General features: G+C 69.6%; 15 protein-coding genes and 1 pseudogene. 12 read left to right on the top strand and 4 right to left on the bottom strand.

Annotated elements, in window-relative coordinates:
- Window positions 1–195: 195 nt before the first annotated feature.
- The 6 genes from AB0I23_RS08980 to AB0I23_RS08955 all read left to right on the top strand — a co-directional run bounded on the left by AB0I23_RS08980 (window position 196) and on the right by AB0I23_RS08955 (window position 5,051).
- Window positions 196–1,011, top strand: coding sequence for an ABC transporter ATP-binding protein (locus AB0I23_RS08980; RefSeq protein ID WP_359108239.1), 816 nt, complete (start codon window positions 196–198; stop codon window positions 1,009–1,011).
- Entirely contained in the window at window positions 1,001–1,864 is an 864-nt protein-coding gene (locus AB0I23_RS08975) for an ABC transporter permease (RefSeq protein ID WP_359108237.1), read from the top strand. The genes AB0I23_RS08980 and AB0I23_RS08975 overlap by 11 nt, the downstream gene beginning before the upstream one ends.
- Before the next feature lie 44 nt (window positions 1,865–1,908).
- Entirely contained in the window at window positions 1,909–2,946 is a 1,038-nt protein-coding gene (locus AB0I23_RS08970) for an ABC transporter substrate-binding protein (protein ID WP_359108235.1), read from the top strand.
- A gap of 373 nt (window positions 2,947–3,319) precedes the next feature.
- Complete coding sequence (locus AB0I23_RS08965) at window positions 3,320–3,784, top strand: hypothetical protein (protein ID WP_359108233.1); 465 nt, start codon at window positions 3,320–3,322, stop codon at window positions 3,782–3,784.
- Window positions 3,785–3,868: 84 nt separating this feature from the next.
- The gene (locus AB0I23_RS08960; RefSeq protein ID WP_359108231.1) at window positions 3,869–4,378 is read left to right on the top strand and encodes a mycothiol transferase; all 510 of its coding nucleotides are present in this window, start codon (window positions 3,869–3,871) and stop codon (window positions 4,376–4,378) included.
- Window positions 4,379–4,811: 433 nt separating this feature from the next.
- The gene (locus AB0I23_RS08955) at window positions 4,812–5,051 is read left to right on the top strand and encodes a DUF6296 family protein (protein WP_359108229.1); all 240 of its coding nucleotides are present in this window, start codon (window positions 4,812–4,814) and stop codon (window positions 5,049–5,051) included.
- A gap of 33 nt (window positions 5,052–5,084) precedes the next feature.
- On the opposite strand, the pseudogene AB0I23_RS08950 reads toward AB0I23_RS08955, so the two are convergent.
- Window positions 5,085–5,303, bottom strand: a pseudogene (locus AB0I23_RS08950) (VOC family protein); the annotation flags it as partial.
- Window positions 5,304–5,657: 354 nt separating this feature from the next.
- On the opposite strand from AB0I23_RS08950, the gene AB0I23_RS08945 reads away from it, so the two are divergent.
- Window positions 5,658–6,125 (top strand): GNAT family N-acetyltransferase, encoded by a 468-nt coding sequence (locus AB0I23_RS08945; RefSeq protein WP_359108227.1) that lies wholly within the window; start codon window positions 5,658–5,660, stop codon window positions 6,123–6,125.
- Window positions 6,126–6,465: 340 nt separating this feature from the next.
- On the opposite strand, the gene AB0I23_RS08940 is transcribed toward AB0I23_RS08945, so the two are convergent.
- Window positions 6,466–6,657, bottom strand: a complete 192-nt coding sequence (locus AB0I23_RS08940) for a DUF6381 family protein (RefSeq protein ID WP_359108225.1) — start codon at window positions 6,655–6,657, stop codon at window positions 6,466–6,468.
- 140 nt (window positions 6,658–6,797) lie between these two features.
- On the opposite strand from AB0I23_RS08940, the gene AB0I23_RS08935 reads away from it, so the two are divergent.
- Together AB0I23_RS08935 and AB0I23_RS08930 are read left to right on the top strand one after the other, a co-directional pair.
- Window positions 6,798–7,493: a ribonuclease H family protein gene (locus AB0I23_RS08935; protein WP_359108223.1), complete on the top strand. Its 696-nt coding sequence runs from the start codon at window positions 6,798–6,800 to the stop codon at window positions 7,491–7,493.
- Window positions 7,494–7,624: 131 nt separating this feature from the next.
- On the top strand, window positions 7,625–8,362 hold the full coding sequence (locus tag AB0I23_RS08930; RefSeq protein ID WP_359108221.1) for a CDP-alcohol phosphatidyltransferase family protein: 738 nt from the start codon (window positions 7,625–7,627) through the stop codon (window positions 8,360–8,362).
- Here the strand turns inward: AB0I23_RS08930 and AB0I23_RS08925 are convergent.
- A complete protein-coding gene (locus AB0I23_RS08925; protein WP_359108220.1) occupies window positions 8,328–8,777 on the bottom strand; it encodes an adenylyltransferase/cytidyltransferase family protein in 450 nt (149 codons plus the stop codon). The two genes, AB0I23_RS08930 and AB0I23_RS08925, sit on opposite strands and share 35 nt — an antisense overlap.
- 213 nt (window positions 8,778–8,990) lie before the next feature.
- Here AB0I23_RS08925 and AB0I23_RS08920 point away from each other — a divergent pair, with 213 nt between their 5' ends.
- From AB0I23_RS08920 to AB0I23_RS08910, 3 genes are read left to right on the top strand one after another with little or no spacing between them, the layout of a single operon-like run.
- Window positions 8,991–10,253: a glycosyltransferase gene (locus AB0I23_RS08920; protein ID WP_359108218.1), complete on the top strand. Its 1,263-nt coding sequence runs from the start codon at window positions 8,991–8,993 to the stop codon at window positions 10,251–10,253.
- A complete protein-coding gene (locus tag AB0I23_RS08915) occupies window positions 10,250–11,944 on the top strand; it encodes a lipopolysaccharide biosynthesis protein (RefSeq protein ID WP_359108216.1) in 1,695 nt (564 codons plus the stop codon). The genes AB0I23_RS08920 and AB0I23_RS08915 overlap by 4 nt, the downstream gene beginning before the upstream one ends.
- A complete protein-coding gene (locus AB0I23_RS08910) occupies window positions 11,941–13,185 on the top strand; it encodes a hypothetical protein (RefSeq protein ID WP_359108214.1) in 1,245 nt (414 codons plus the stop codon). The genes AB0I23_RS08915 and AB0I23_RS08910 overlap by 4 nt, the downstream gene beginning before the upstream one ends.
- On the opposite strand, the gene AB0I23_RS08905 is transcribed toward AB0I23_RS08910, so the two are convergent.
- Window positions 13,154–14,668, bottom strand: coding sequence for a hypothetical protein (locus tag AB0I23_RS08905; protein ID WP_359108212.1), 1,515 nt, complete (start codon window positions 14,666–14,668; stop codon window positions 13,154–13,156). The genes AB0I23_RS08910 and AB0I23_RS08905 overlap by 32 nt on opposite strands.
- Between the last annotated feature and the right edge of the window lie 39 nt (window positions 14,669–14,707).

The following is a 14,707-nucleotide window of genomic DNA, read 5'->3' as shown; positions in this document are numbered from 1 at the left end:
CAGCCTGGAACCCGAAGATCCGTTTTGCCTTGTGTTAACGCAACGTAAACGTCGCCGCCGCCTCTGACTAGCCCTCGTTGCGCTTTCGTTCTGCGAGCGTGAGCAGAACGAGCAGAACCGCAGGTTATGGGCAGAAGCGGGAGTTGTGAGCGCAAGGGTGCCGCCGTGCCCAGGACGCACCTAGCGTCCCGCCTCATGAACAGCGAAACGAGCCCCGCCATCGAGCTGCGGGGCGCGAGCAAAGCGTTCCGGACACCGTCGGGGGCGCTCCACACCGCCGTACGAGATCTGGACCTCACGATCGGGCGCGGTGAGTTCGTTGCCGTGGTGGGACCGACCGGATGCGGCAAGTCGACCACGCTGACCCTGGTCAGCGGCCTGGAGGAGCCCACCGAGGGCGAGGTGCTGGTGGCCGGTGAGCCGGTGCGCGGCATCGGCGACAAGGTCGGCTTCGTCTTCCAGCAGGATGCGGTCTTCCCCTGGCGCACCGTGCTCTCCAACGTGATGGCAGGTCCCCGCTTCCGGGGGGTGCCGAAGCCCGAGGCGAAGGAACGCGCCCGGGAGTGGCTCGCCCGGGTCGGCCTGTCCTCCTTCGAGGACCGCTATCCCCACCAGCTGTCCGGCGGTCAGCGCAAGCGTGTCGCGCTCGCGGCCACGTTCGTCAATGATCCCGAGATCCTGCTCATGGACGAGCCCTTCTCCGCACTCGATGTGCAGACCCGGGCCCTGATGTCGGACGAACTGCTGGAGTTGTGGGCCGGGACCGGCGCCTCCGTCGTCTTCGTCACCCATGACCTGGAGGAGTCCATAGCGCTGGCCGACAAAGTCGTGGTCATGACTGCGGGACCGGCCACCGTCAAGGAGGTCTTCGAGATAGACCTGCCCCGCCCGCGCAAGGTCGAACAGGTGCGTCTGGAGCCCCGGTTCCTCGAGATCTACCGGGAGATCTGGTCCTCGCTCGGCGAAGAGGTTCGCATCACCCGCGAGAGGGGCGCTCTCCATGCCGCCTGAATCCATCACCGCGAGCGCCGCCGTGACCAAGACCGAGCGGACCCAGGCCAGAGCGCGGGCCACCCGCAACCGCAGGCTCCTGGTGCTCGGCAGCCGGATCGCACTGCTCTTCGCGGTCATCGGGCTGTGGGAGTGGCTGGCCAGGACCGCGGTCATCGACCCGTTCAACTTCTCCATGCCGTCGAAGATCTGGGATCAGATCCGTACCTGGGTCGTCGACGGCACGGCCCAGGGCTCCCTGTGGGAGCAGATCTGGTACACGCTCTACGAAGCACTGCTCGGCTGGATCATCGGTGTGATCGCCGGTGTGCTGCTCGGTATCGCGCTGGGTCGCATCCGCTTCGCCGCCGATGTCCTCGGCCCGTACATCAAGGTGCTCAACGCCCTGCCGCGTATCGTGCTCGCCCCGATCTTCCTGATCTGGTTCGGCCTCGGCCCCGCATCGAAGGTGGCCTCCGCGGTCGTCCTCGTGTTCTTCCCCGTCTTCTTCAACGCCTTCCAGGGCGCCAGGGAGGTGGACCGCAACCTTGTTGCCAATTCCCGCATCCTGGGCGCCAGCAACCGTCAGGTCACCCTCCAGGTGGTCATCCCCTCGGCCACGTCGTGGATCTTCACCAGCCTGCACGTGAGCTTCGGCTTCGCGCTCATCGGCGCCATCGTCGGTGAGTACATCGGCGCCACCAAGGGCCTCGGACTGCTGGTCGCCGCCTCCCAGGGCACCTTCAACGCCGCCGGCGTCTATGCCGCCATGGTCATCCTGGCGATCGTCGCGCTGCTGGCCGAAGGGTTGTTGACCTTCCTCGAGAAGCGGCTTTTCCGCTGGAAACCCGCTGACGCCGACACCGCGCGCTGACATCTCCCGCCAACCCATTGTTTCTTCACAAGGACGTGAAACTGATGCGTAGATACACCCGGATCTCGGCCGCCGCCGTCGCAGGCGCACTCGCCCTGACCACTCTGACCGCGTGTGGCGGAGACTCCACTTCCGCCTCCGGCGACAAGGACGTCAAGGTCAAGATCATGGTGGGGGGCCTCGACAAGGTCATCTACCTGCCCGCGATGCTCACCGAGCGCCTGGGCTACTTCAAGGACGAAGGAGTGTCGGTCCAGCTTCTGACCGAGCCCGCGGGCGTCCAGGCCGAGACGGCCCTGGTCTCCGGTGATGTACAGGGCACCGTCGGCTTCTACGACCACACCCTGGACCTTCAGGTGAAGGGCAAGCAGGTCCAGTCGGTCGTCCAGTTCTCACAGGCTCCCGGCGAAGTCGAGATCGTCTCCAACCAGGCGGCGGACGACATCAAGTCGGCGAAGGACTTCAAGGGCAAGAAGCTCGGAGTGACGGGCATCGGCTCCTCGACCGACTTCCTGACGAAGTACCTTGCCGTGAGCAACGATGTGAAGACGAGCGAATTCACGCCCGTGGCGGTCGGAGCGGGGCAGACATTCATCTCCGCCCTCCAGCAGGGCTCCATCCAGGGCGGCATGACCACGGACCCGACGGTCGCCACCATCCTGGACAAGAAGCTCGGCAAGATTCTCATCGACATGCGCACCCCCGAAGGCTCCAAGCAGGCGCTCGGCGGGCTCTACCCCTCCTCCAGCCTCTACATGCAGACCGAATGGGTCAACAGCCACAAGGAGACCGTCCAGAAGCTGGCCAACGCCTTCGTCAAGACGCTGAAGTGGATGTCCACGCACAGCGCCGACGAAATCGCGGCCAAGATGCCCGCCGACTACGCACAGGGAGGCGGCAAGGCTCTGTACGCGCAGGCCATCAAGAGCACGCTGCCGATGTTCACCACGGACGGGGTCATGCCCGCCGACGGACCCGCCACCGTGGAGCGCGTGCTGAAGGCCTTCAACCCGAACCTGCAGAACGCCAAGGTCGACCTCGCCAAGACCTACACCACCGAGTTCGTCAAGAACGCGCACTGACCGCACGCGTCGATCGCGCCTGCGCACCGGCGGGCTGCTCGCCCGTACACCCGGTGCGCAGGCGCCTCCGGCTCACGCGACGGCGCGCACGGCGTACCCACTGGGTGGCGGAGCCTCCGAACTCGAACGTCTCGCCTCGGCGGACAAATCGTTCTCCTCGGGGGCTCCGCTTCCTGCGAACGGCCGAACGGCCGAAGCGCTGGACGCCGTGGGCGCAACGCGCGGCACGCGGCCGGGGCGACAGCGACGGGGCCCCAGACAGAGACAGCGTGCGTGATCCGGCACCGAGAGTCCGGCCCTCTCCGCGAGGCGCCTTCGACGCCTTCTGGCTATGGTCGACGAGGGGCCGAGCAACGGATCGACGGAGGCTCCCATGATCATGAAACTTGACACACGCGATGTCGCCCCGCGCCTGGCCACTGGTGCGTTCATCCTGAACTCCGGGTTGAGCAAACTGAAGGCGGACGAGGAGACGGCCGTGGGCATGCACGGCATGGCCTGCGTGGCGTATCCGTTCCTGAAGAAGTTGGACCCCCAGCGTTTCACCCGGCTGCTCGCCTGGTCGGAGATCGCGGTCGGCGGAACACTGCTGGCTCCCTTCGTTCCGACCCCGCTGGCCGGACTCGCGCTGACCGGGTTCTCCGGGGGGCTGGTCGGCCTGTACCTGCGTGTCCCCGGAATGCGGGAGCCCGGCAGTCTGCGACCGACGCAGAACGGCATCCCGCTGGCCAAGGACTTCTGGATGCTGGGGATGGGAATCGGCTTCCTGAGCGCGGCATCGCACCGGGGAGGTGGATGCGCGACCCGGTGCCGGCGGCGCCGGTGCCGACGGCACTGACGGGACGGCCGAAGCCGGACCGGCGGTGCTTTTCGACGTGTCTCGACGGCAGGGCCCGGATGGGGGAGCGACGAGGGTGGTGGCATGAAAAGCGCAGACCTTCTGACGGATGCGTTCACACGGGTTCAGGAATCGGTGCACTCGGCGGTCGAGGGCCTTTCCGTCGACGACCTGCACGTTCGGCTCGATGACGGAGCCAATTCGATCGCATGGCTGGTGTGGCACCTCACTCGGATTCAGGACGACCACGTCTCGGACGCGTTCGGTGTGGAGCAGATCTGGTTCTCCCAGGACTGGGCCTCCCGTTTCGATCTGCCTTTCGAGAGGGGAGCCACCGGGTACGGGCACAGCAGTAAACAGGTCGCGTCCGTGCGGGTGGGCTCGCCCGAACTGCTGCTCGGTTATTACGACGCGGTCCATGAGCAGAGCGTCGAGTTCATTCACGGGCTCGACGCCAGGTCCCTGGACCGCATCGTGGATGAGGCCTGGTCGCCGCCGGTCACCCTCGGCGTCCGCCTGATCAGCGTCATCGCGGACGACCTCCAGCACGCAGGCCAGGCTGCATTCGTCCGGGGCTCGGTCGAGCGTCGGTAGAACCGGACATCTACGGGACGGCCGCCCAGGTGTCCCGCGGTCCGCAGACGCGCGTCGGCCGCGGTGTCGAGAGCCCTGCGGGTGGTGCGGGCGGTGGCGGTGGGGCCGACCGGTCCGAGTCGCCCGCCCGGACCGTCGTAGCCGCCCGCGATTCACGCGCAGCCGTCGGCAGCGATGCCGACGGCCTGTGAAGACGACCCGTCGACCGCTGCTCCCGAGGCCCCGTCCATCGTGCCCGCGGCGCGAGCCACCGGGCCCTGAATCGCCCGGTTCGACGGTCCGGCGCTGAGTCCGGCCCGGCGCGTATCCAGGGCAAACCTCCGACTCCGTGGCTCCGCATCGATCCGCCCTGAGGCACGGCGCCCCGCTGTGGGCGACAATGGAAGACGCAGGCAGGACACTCGCAGCCGCCGATTCCCGTCCGGAGACCCCCATGGATTACCCGGAAAGTTACGAGCTGGTATTTCAGGCGTCCGCCGTCGAGGACGACACCGTGATCGTTCGCCGCACCGCGAAAGAGGGCGCCGGCGGCTATCCCATCTACGAGGACGAGACGGGAATCGTCCGTGCGGAGATCAGTGAACTCGGTGAGGTACGGATGGTGGCCAGCGGCGGGCACCAGGTGTTCGGATCACCGCAGGTCCGCGCGGTTACCGAGCCCACCGAGCCCTGAGGAGACCGCGCCGTCTCAAGCGCCGCGTGGACCTCAGACACCCGCGTGCACCTTCTGAAGTGCAGCGATGTCGAGCTTCTTCATCGTCATCATCGCTTCGGTGGTGCGGCTCGTCTTCACTGGATCGGGGTCGCCGATCCAGTCGATGAGCATGTTCGGCACGACCTGCCACGACACGCCGTACTTGTCCTTGAGCCACCCGCAAGGGCCTTCCTCGCCGCCTTCGCAGAGCCTGCTCCAGTAGTCCACCTCGACGGGTTACGGTCCGCCATTCGGCAGCAAACCGCTGCACCGCGGTGAACCGCTCTGCCGGATCCGTCCGGGTGGCCCGTGCGAGCACCGCCAGCTGTGCCGGACTGCCCCGCCACGCGCGCTCCTCGTCCCCGGAGTCCAGGAGAAACCGAGCCGCACGGCCCAGGGTGAACACCGTCGTCCGCGTGTCGGGGCGGCATGGTGCCACCGCCCGTCGGGCGTCTGCGGACCGTCCGTCGGCTGTTTCGGCACCCTCGCGCCCGTGCCCGACCCGCGAGAGGCGGCCGGGGCGGCTCCTGGATGATGGCCGCACCACCAGAGGGTCGCCCTGACCACCATGACCGGAGGTATCCGATGAACGGCGCTCCCCACGTACGGCACGCGCGCCCCGCCGATCTGCCACGCATCGCCGAACTCGCGGCCGAGCACGCCGCGTACGAGAAGGACGCCCCGCCGTCCCCGGGCCTGGCGGAGCGGCTCGCGGTGCTCCTCTTCGACGTTCCGGACCCGCGGTTGCGCTGCCTCGTGGCGGAGCGGGCCGATGGAGAGCTCGTCGGGTACGCGACCTGCATGCCCGAGCTGTCCACCTGGGAGGGGCGCGAGTACCTCCACATGGACTGCCTGTTCCTCCGCGACGGCAACCGGGGACTGGGCCTCGGGGCGCTGCTCATGGATGCCATGACCGTCGAGGCACAGCAGTTGGGGCTCGCCGAGGTGCAGTGGCAGACTCCCGCGTGGAACGAAGGAGCGATCCGGTTCTACGACCGCCTCGGCGCCCGGGCCAAGGAGAAGATCCGCTACACGCTGCCGGTCATGGACTGAGCGTGTGCTCCTGGGTGGGGAGCCGGTTGCCGTGCAGACCCAGTGGCACGCGTACGGGGATGCGGACCCGGGCGACCGGACCCGATCCCGGGTTGTCGGCGGGGAGCCAACTGGTCGCTTCCCTAAGGTCGGTGGCGTATGTGGCTCGACTGGATCAGCCCCGTCGCCCTGCTGGTTCCGGTGGTCCGCTTCACCCGGCGCCACCCCGAGTACGTGAAGGAGCGCGCAGCAATGGCACGTGTCTGGGTCTGAAACATATCCGAACGGAGAGCGAGGCCGATGGCCTGCCACTCACTCATGGAAGAGCGGCAGACCATCGACCGTTCACGTGGTGCGGCTGCTACTTGGACCGACGCACGTCGCCGGAGCCCATGTTGCCGAGCTGCTCGCTCTGCTCCTGCAGCTTCCGCGCCTTCTCCTGGAGCCGCTGACGCTGCTCCGGGTCGGTCGCGCGCTCCGCGGCCTCGGTCAGATGCCGGGCCTTGTCGCGCATCTCCTGGGCGCGGCCACTGGTTTCGCCTGCAACGCTCATCGTCACTCCTAGGACGGTAGGGAAGAGCGGGCTCATTCAGAGAACCAGCGTCCGGCTGTCGCCGCATTCCGAACCGCTACGCTGCGTTACCGGTCGGCCGTGGGGCCGTGGACCGGATCGGCGCTGGCATGATCAGGGGTATGAACGAGCGCATCATCGCCGCGTGTGACGGGGCATCGAAGGGGAATCCGGGGCCTGCGGCCTGGGCATGGGTCGTGGCCGATGCCCAGGGGAGTCCGCAGCGTTGGGAGGCGGGGCCGTTGGGCACCGCGACGAACAACGTCGCCGAGCTCACCGCACTCCAGTCGCTTCTGGAGTCCACGGACCCGGCCGTGGAGACCGAGGTCCGGATGGACTCGCAGTACGCGATGAACGCGGTGACGAAGTGGCTGCCGGGGTGGAAGCGCAACGGCTGGAAGACCTCGGCCGGCAAGCCCGTGGCCAACCAGGAGCTGGTGGTCCGCATCGACGATCTGCTGAGCGGCCGGACCGTCCGCTTCGTCTATGTGCCGGCCCATCAGGTGGACGGGGATCCGCTCAACGCCCTTGCCGACCAGGCAGCCGGCGAGGCCGCCGTGAGGCAACAGGCGGCCGGTACGGCGCACGGCTCCCCGCTGCCGACGCCCGCGCCGGCCAGGGCCTCCGACAGCCGAAGCGGCGGCGCGGCGGCGAAGAAGAGGACGGCGGGCGGGGCACGCCCCGCCCGCACCGGGGCCACCATCCGGGCCAAGTTCGCCGGGCGTTGCCACTGCGGAAAGCCGTACGCGGAGAAGGACATGATCGCGAAGCATCCGAACGGATGGGGCCACCCGGAGTGCGGGTCCGCACCTGCCTGAGCCGACAGCCTTCGGGGCGGGACAGGGGGAGTGCTCACCTGACAGGGGTTCTCCGTGCCATGATGCGGCTCCGACCGCGGCGCTCTGGCGTTCCGCCGATGCTGCGGGAACGGCTGGACGCTGGGGGGCGGATGGGATCCACAGTCACGGTGCTGCGCGAGTTGCGCGGCGCACAGAAGACCGCAAAGGGTGTGTCGCTCTACTCGCGGTATGTGAACCGCCCGGCCGGGCGGGTGCTGGCCGCAGGTGCGTACCGGATCGGGCTGACGCCCAATCAAGTCACCTTGGTCAGCGCGGCATTCACTTTCACCGCAGTCGCCTCGGTGGCGCTGGTCCGGCCCTCCTGGGGGCTCGCCCTCGCCGTGTACGCGGGACTGGCCGTCGGCTTCGCCTTCGACTCGGCCGACGGGCAGCTCGCCCGGCTGACCGGACGCGGCGGGCCGGACGGAGAATGGCTGGACCATGTCGTGGACTGCGCCAAGCTGATCCTCGTCCACACCGCCGTCCTGATCGCGTTCCAACGATTTGCGCAGCTGCCCGACGAGGGCTGGCTCCTGCTGCCGCTGGGCTTTCTGTTCGTCGCGGTGCTCACCTTCTGCGCCGGTCTGCTGCGCGAACAGCTCGGCAAGGCGGCGGCCCGCCCCGCACCGGCCGGCCGTGCCACGGCTCCGGCCCCGGTGTCCCGGGTGCGGGCCGTGGCACTGCTCCCCGCGGACTACGGGGTGTTCTGCCTGGTGTTCCTGTTGTACGGCGACGAGACCGCGTTCCGCATCGGCTATGCCGTACTCGCCGGCGTGCACGCGCTGTTCCTGGTGGCGTTCCTCGGCAAGTGGTTCAGGGAGCTGAAAGGGCTCCGGGCCGCGGACTGACGAGGGTGTCCAGCGCCCGGCGCAACTGGGTGCTGGACGTGTGCACGGTGTACGGGAAGTAGACCACCTCCACACCGACCTCGGCGAAGTCGCGCTCGAGCCGTTCCCCTTTCTCCGTGCCCCGCCAGTCGTCCCCCTTGAAGATGACGTCGAACCTGACCTGCTGCCACGTTTCGACCTTGTCGGGCACGGTCTCGACGAAAGCTGCGTCCACATAGCGCACACTGCGGACGATCTCCAGCCGCTCCGGCAGCGGGATCACCGGCCTGTGCCCCTTGGCGAGCGCGGCCATCTCGTCCGAGACGACGCCCGCCACGAGGTAGTCGCACTGGCTGCGGGCGTGCCGCAGGATGTTCAGGTGCCCTACGTGGAACAGGTCGTAGACCCCCGGCGCGTAGCCGACCCTGTGCACCATCCGTTCTCTCCCCCCACGGTGAACATGATGTCCGTGTTCCGGCCACAGGTGTCCGGACATGGCGTCCGGTCCTGCGGGATATCGGTATCCGTGCTGATGGTGCAATGACCTTACTGTGAAGACCACTTGCGCATCACGTGAACGGATAAGCTCACTTTTGGGGTTGTTCCCTCGAGGGAACAGAGGCTGTACCGGGGGGAAGGTGGTTGCTCGATGTCCCATGCTGATCAACACAAGCCGTTCGCATACCGCAGGCTTCTCGTGGTGTCGACCAACTATGCGCCGGAGCTGACCGGAATCGGCCCGTACGCCGCACAACTCGCCGAGCACTGGGCCGCGTCCGGAGCGGAGACCCACGTCCTGACCGGCATGCCGCACTACCCTTCCTGGCGCACGGACGCCGACTACCGAGGGGTCTGGCGCACTGCCGAGAACCGCGCCGGAGTGCTGGTCCATCGGCGAAGACACTATGTGCCGCACCACCAGACCGCCCTCCGCAGAGGTGCGTTCGAGGCAACCGTCCTCGCGCACGGTCTGCTCGCACCGCCCGGGGCGCGGCCGGACGCGGTGGTCTCCCAGATGCCGAGCCTGGCCGGCGGTGTCATCGGCGCCCGGCTGGCCCGCCGCCACAGGGTCCCGTACCTACCCGTCGTGCAGGACCTGATGGGCGCCGCCGCCGCGCAGAGCGGCATCCGCGGCGGGGACCGGGCGGCAGCCGTCGCCGCGAGGGCCGAGCGCTATGCGCTCCGCTCCGCCTCCCTCGTCGGCGTCATCCACGAGAGCTTCGTCCCCCGCGTCACCGCCTACGGCGTCGCCCCGGGACGCGTCCGCGTGGTTCCCAACTGGAGTCATGTGCAGCGGCCTTCGGCCGACCGCTCCGCCACCCGGGCCCGGCTCGGCTGGCGCGCGGACACCCCGGTGGTGCTGCACTCCGGGAACATGGGGCTCAAACAAGGGCTCGACGTCCTCGTCGACGTGGCCCGACTGGCCCCTGATGTGCGCGTCGTGCTGATGGGCGACGGCAATCAGCGCGAGGAACTGCGCACCCGCGCGGCCGGCCTGCCCAACCTTCACTTCCTGCCGCCCGCCGGCGCGGACGAGTTCACCGACGTGCTGGCAGCCGCCGACGTCCTCGCGGTGACGCAGCGCGCTTCCGTACTCGACATGAGCGTGCCGTCCAAACTCACCTCGTACTTCGTCTCCGGCCGCCCCGTCGTCGCCTCGGTGGCCGACGAGGGCGGCACCGCCCAGGAGGTGCGCCGCTCCGGCGCCGGGATCCTGGTCGCACCCGAGGACCCCGGCGCGCTGCTGGCAGCCGTACGGAAGCTCGTCGGGGGACCGGCCGAAGCGGACGCGCTGGGCGCCCGCGGGCCGGAGTACGTCGCACGTCACCTGAGCCGCGAAGCGGGCCTCGCCCGGTTCGACGCCCTGCTCACCGAGGTCCTCGAAGACCCACAAGGGAGACCACGCCGATGACGCATCCGATCCGCGCGCTGGAGGAGCAGGACGAACCCGCCCTGCTGCGCGACCAGTTCCGGCAACTCCTGCGCTACCGCGCACTCCTCGCCGTCGGCGTGGTCGTCGGACTGCTGGGCAGCGGCTGGCTCGCCCTCAGCGGTGAGGCGAGCTACACGGCCACCGGCGAGGTGTTCGTCCGCAACGCCACCTCCGATCCCTTCGCCACCGGCGCCTCCGCCGACAAGGGGATCAACATCGGCTCCGAGCGGCAGACCGCCGTCAGCGACGCGGTGGGCACCATCGCCGCCCGCTCCCTGGCGCGGCGCGACGACCGGGTGAAGGTCGGGAAACTGCTCGCCGGGCTTCAGGTCACCAACCCGCCCAACACCCTCGTGCTGCGCTTCTCCTACACCGCCCGCACCCCCGCCCTGGCCAAGCAGCGGGCCGAGGCGCTCGCCGACGCCTATCTGGAGATACGCAGGGAGCGCACCGAGAACAGCATCGGCAACATGGTCGACGGCTACCGCGCCCAGCTGAAGCCGCTGACCGAACAGCGCGACAAGCTGGCCGGCGAGTCGACCGGGACCAGCGGCGACGACGTGACCAGCGCCCGCGCCAACCTGGTGGTCGCAATCTCCGAACTGAGCAGAAAGATATCGGAGTTGCGCGCTCTGGACACCACACCCGGCTATCTCAACAAGAAGCCCGTCGCGCCGGAGAGGCCCACGGGGGCGGGACTGCCTCTGCTGCTCGGGCTCGGCGGCGTCGTCGGACTCGCGCTCGGTCTGCTGCTGTCCTGGGTGCGTCTCGTCTTCGACCCGGCGGTCCGTTCCACCCGGGAGCTGGTCCGCTCGCTCGGCGCCCCGCTGCTCGGCACCCTGCCGAGGGAACGCCCCTCCCAGGGGGCGCTGCTCGCCATCGGACGCAGCGGCAGCAGGCTCGCCGAGGAGTACCGGGCGGTGGCGTTCCGGCTCGCCTACGACCCTTCGTTCGAACAGCGCCGACGGCTCCTCGTCACGGCGCCGCGCGGGGACAACGAAGCGGCCACCGCCGCGGCGGTCAATCTGGCAGCCGCCTTCGCCGAAATGGGTCGTGACGTGCTTCTCGTCGAGGCCGATCTCCGTACCCCGTCCCTGGCCCGCGACCTCGGCCCGGCCGTACAGGGAAGGCCCCGCTGGGCCGCGGACGGCGATGACCGCGCCTGGCCGTCGGACAGCCGTATGAACGTGGACGTGCCCGGCTCCGGCGCCTTCACCCTGATCGCCGGACGCCGGATCGACAATGTGCCGCGCGCATTGACCTCGGCGCCCGTCAGCCGCATCGTCGCCGAGGGGGACCGCCCCGGCTCCGTGGTCATCGTGCTGGCCCCACCCGTGCTGTCGTACGCCGACGCCGTCGCCCTGATCGACCGCGTCGAGGGGGTCGTGGTGGTCTGCGACCCGCGCGAAGTCCACCGCAGCGACCTGGAACGGATCCGCGAGATCATCGGCGCGGCCGGCGGCACCGTACTCGGCACCCTGCTGCACCCCGGCCGCGGTCGCTTCGAGCGCAGGGCGCGCCGGAAGTCCGGCAGACGTCGCACCAACGGGGGCCGGCCGGGGCAGGACGGCCAGGCCGACGGCGGTGGACCCGAGGGCTCCGAACGCACCGGCGACCCCACCGAAACCCTCGGGCTGCGCACCTTCGACACCTCCGCAGGGCGCAGGTGAGAGCACGCACCGCGGTCGTCAGCTCCGTCGCGGACCAAGGGGTGGCGGCCCTCACCAACATCCTGATGCTGGTGGCGGCCGCACGGCTCTCCACCGTCGCCGACTTCGCCCGTTTCTCGGCCGTGTATCTCGTCTTCACGGTGCTGCTGGGGATCTCCGGCGCCTACACCGGACAGCCGCTCGTGCTGCGGCGCGGGGACAGCGAGGACGTGCGTGGCGCCTGCAGGTCGGCGGTCGCCTTCGCCCTGCTCGCAGCGTCGGCACTCGGCACGCTGCTGGCCGCGGTCTGCCTGTTCGTGCCCGGGGACACCGCGCGCGCCCTGATGGTGCTGGGGCTCGTCCTGCCCGTCGTCCTCGGACAGGACACCATGCGCTACGCCTTCTCCACCCTGCAGCGGCCGCACCTGGCGCTGGCGAGCGACGTGCTGCGGCTCGTCGGTGTGCTGGGCGCCCTGGCCGTTCAGCCGTACGGCGCCCCGGCCGCACGGCTCGTCGCTGTCTGGGGGCTGTCCGCGCTGCCCGCACTGCTGCTCTCCGCCGTCCTGCTGCGCCGCCATGTCGCCGGTACGCGGCGGAGGTTGAAGGTTCTGATGGGGCGCGGACACCTCGGGCGGCGGTTCGTGGTCGAGTTCGGCGTGGGGAACGCGACCAGCCAGCTCTCCGTTCTCGGCCTCGGTGTGTTCGGCAACCCCCTGGTCGTCGGCGCGCTGCGCGGCGCGACCACGCTCTTCGGACCGCTCAACGTGCTGTTCACCTCAGCCACCAGCTTCGGCCCACCCCTGCTCGGACGGCTCGGCTCCGAGCGGCGCCGGATCCGCGCCACCGCCGGTCTGGCCGCGGTCCTGGCGGCAACCGCCGCGGTCTGGGCCACGGCACTCGCGCTGCTGCCCGACGGCGTCGGCCGCCATCTGCTCGGTGACACCTGGCCCACGGCGGCGGCACTGCTGCCGGCGACCGGCAGCCAGTACACGGCGATGGCCGTCGGCACCTGCGGGTTGCTGGCGCTGCGGATGCTGGACCCGCGTACCACCCTCTCCATCCAGGTGGTGTTCTCGCTCGCCGCCGTAGCGTTCCTGGCGGGCGGCTACGCGGTCGGCGGCGTGCCGGGTGCTGCCTGGGGGCTGTGCCTGGGATCCGTCGGCAAGGCGGTCGCGACCTGGATCCGGGTGGCCGGGCTGCACCGGCGCACCGCACCCGCGCGGCCTCCGGTCAGCGTGTCCGCGGCCCGCCCCGGCCCCTGAAGCTCGTGACCAGCAGCAGACAGAGCGCTCCGACGGCCAGCTTCCCGGCGGACTGCAGCAGCGGTCCGCGCAGCAGGATGAATGTGTACCCGGCGATCAGCGGCGCCGCGATGGCCAGGACACTTCCGGGCCCGGGACCGTCCCGGGAGACCGCCAGCGCGTATCGGCGGTCGGTGCGCGCGGCGGCGTACCCGATCAGTGCGAGACCGCCGACCATCCCCGGCGCACCGAAGTCGACCCAGAACTCGGTCCACAGCGGCGCCGAGAGGTTGGTCATGTTCATCCCCATCCACTGGCCGACCCGCACCCCGGTGTCCTCCGGCTTGCCGCTCCACACCGCCCGTGGCACGAAGAACAGTGCGGAGCCGGCCAGTTGACGGCCGTACGTGTGGTCGCGGGTGTCGACCCAGGAGATGGTGTTCGCGAACATCACCGTCTGGTCGTAGTCCTTCGTCGCCAGCGGTTCGAAGACGGACGACGACTGCACCGGCCGGTACCCGGCGTCGTCGTACCGGAACCGGTCCGCGTACGGGAACAGCACCAGAGCCCCGACCACCCCCATCGCGAGCACCGACCGGTACATCGCGGCGCTGCTCGGGAACGCGGTGAACAGGAGCGAGACCAGGACCGTCAGAAACCAGTAACGTGCATTGGAGATCGGGTTGTTGACGATGATGTTGAGAATCGCGAGCGCCAGCCAGACCAGGACCGTCGAGGGGGAGCGCCGGGCCCGCCGCGAGGTCACCAGCCGACGGGTGTAGAACAGCAGCGCCAACAAAGCGGGCACCGTACCGAAGCCCTTGAGGAAGGCGGAGCCCACGTTGGACTCCGAGGACGCGACCGAGCTGACGGCTACGGTGGCGCTGATCTCCTGGCGGCTGGTGAAGAAGATGGCGGGCCCGCCGAGCTTCAGGATGTAGTACCCGCTCGCGGCGAACGCGAGCAGCACCAGCAGCCGGAGCCTGATCCGGTGGACGGTGGCAGGGCCGCCCCTGCCGCGCGCCGCTGTGCGACGGCGCAGCGGCCGCCGGGACGCCAGCAGCGCACCGAGGTCGAACGCCGCGCAGCCCACCAGGATCAGCGAGATCGCCGTCACCAGGTCCGACCGGGGGCCGACCATCGGCGTCGGGGTCTGGCCGATGACCGCCTGGGCGAACGGCGCCACCCCCATCGCGATGTACACGAACATCCAGAAGACGCCCTGGAGCAGCCGTCGTCCGGTCGACAGGATCATCGTGGCCAGCCGCGCACCCGCATAGCAGGTCAGGACGAGCTGCAGCCAGTAGGCGGTGTCGCGGACGCCCGTGCCCGGCTGGGCGGCGATCACCGCGGGCAGGAAGCAGACCAGGCCGAGGATGAGCGGCACGGCCAGCGCCCGCGAGAGCATCGCCCAGGACATCGGCTTCGCCGGAGGCTGGACCGGCCGGACACCGCCGCCCCGCCGTAGGGGTACGGGCGGCGCTGTCTCGTGCACGGACGTCATACGCCCCCCGTTCCGTGGACCGGTGAACACTCTAACGAA

Origin of the sequence: Streptomyces atratus (genome assembly GCF_040655115.1) — a bacterium.
Taxonomy (GTDB): domain Bacteria; phylum Actinomycetota; class Actinomycetes; order Streptomycetales; family Streptomycetaceae; genus Streptomyces; species Streptomyces atratus_D.
Note: the sequence above shows the minus strand (reverse complement) of the source record. Positions and strands in the feature narration are given on the sequence as shown.

Coding starts and splice junctions, on each gene's coding strand:
- AB0I23_RS08980 (WP_359108239.1), top strand. CDS start 196: ATGAACAGCGAAACGAGCCCCGCCATCGAGCTGCGGGGCGCGAGCAAA.
- AB0I23_RS08975 (WP_359108237.1), top strand. CDS start 1,001: ATGCCGCCTGAATCCATCACCGCGAGCGCCGCCGTGACCAAGACCGAG.
- AB0I23_RS08970 (WP_359108235.1), top strand. CDS start 1,909: ATGCGTAGATACACCCGGATCTCGGCCGCCGCCGTCGCAGGCGCACTC.
- AB0I23_RS08965 (WP_359108233.1), top strand. CDS start 3,320: ATGATCATGAAACTTGACACACGCGATGTCGCCCCGCGCCTGGCCACT.
- AB0I23_RS08960 (WP_359108231.1), top strand. CDS start 3,869: ATGAAAAGCGCAGACCTTCTGACGGATGCGTTCACACGGGTTCAGGAA.
- AB0I23_RS08955 (WP_359108229.1), top strand. CDS start 4,812: ATGGATTACCCGGAAAGTTACGAGCTGGTATTTCAGGCGTCCGCCGTC.
- AB0I23_RS08945 (WP_359108227.1), top strand. CDS start 5,658: ATGAACGGCGCTCCCCACGTACGGCACGCGCGCCCCGCCGATCTGCCA.
- AB0I23_RS08940 (WP_359108225.1), bottom strand. CDS start 6,657: ATGAGCGTTGCAGGCGAAACCAGTGGCCGCGCCCAGGAGATGCGCGAC.
- AB0I23_RS08935 (WP_359108223.1), top strand. CDS start 6,798: ATGAACGAGCGCATCATCGCCGCGTGTGACGGGGCATCGAAGGGGAAT.
- AB0I23_RS08930 (WP_359108221.1), top strand. CDS start 7,625: ATGGGATCCACAGTCACGGTGCTGCGCGAGTTGCGCGGCGCACAGAAG.
- AB0I23_RS08925 (WP_359108220.1), bottom strand. CDS start 8,777: ATGGTGCACAGGGTCGGCTACGCGCCGGGGGTCTACGACCTGTTCCAC.
- AB0I23_RS08920 (WP_359108218.1), top strand. CDS start 8,991: ATGTCCCATGCTGATCAACACAAGCCGTTCGCATACCGCAGGCTTCTC.
- AB0I23_RS08915 (WP_359108216.1), top strand. CDS start 10,250: ATGACGCATCCGATCCGCGCGCTGGAGGAGCAGGACGAACCCGCCCTG.
- AB0I23_RS08905 (WP_359108212.1), bottom strand. CDS start 14,668: ATGACGTCCGTGCACGAGACAGCGCCGCCCGTACCCCTACGGCGGGGC.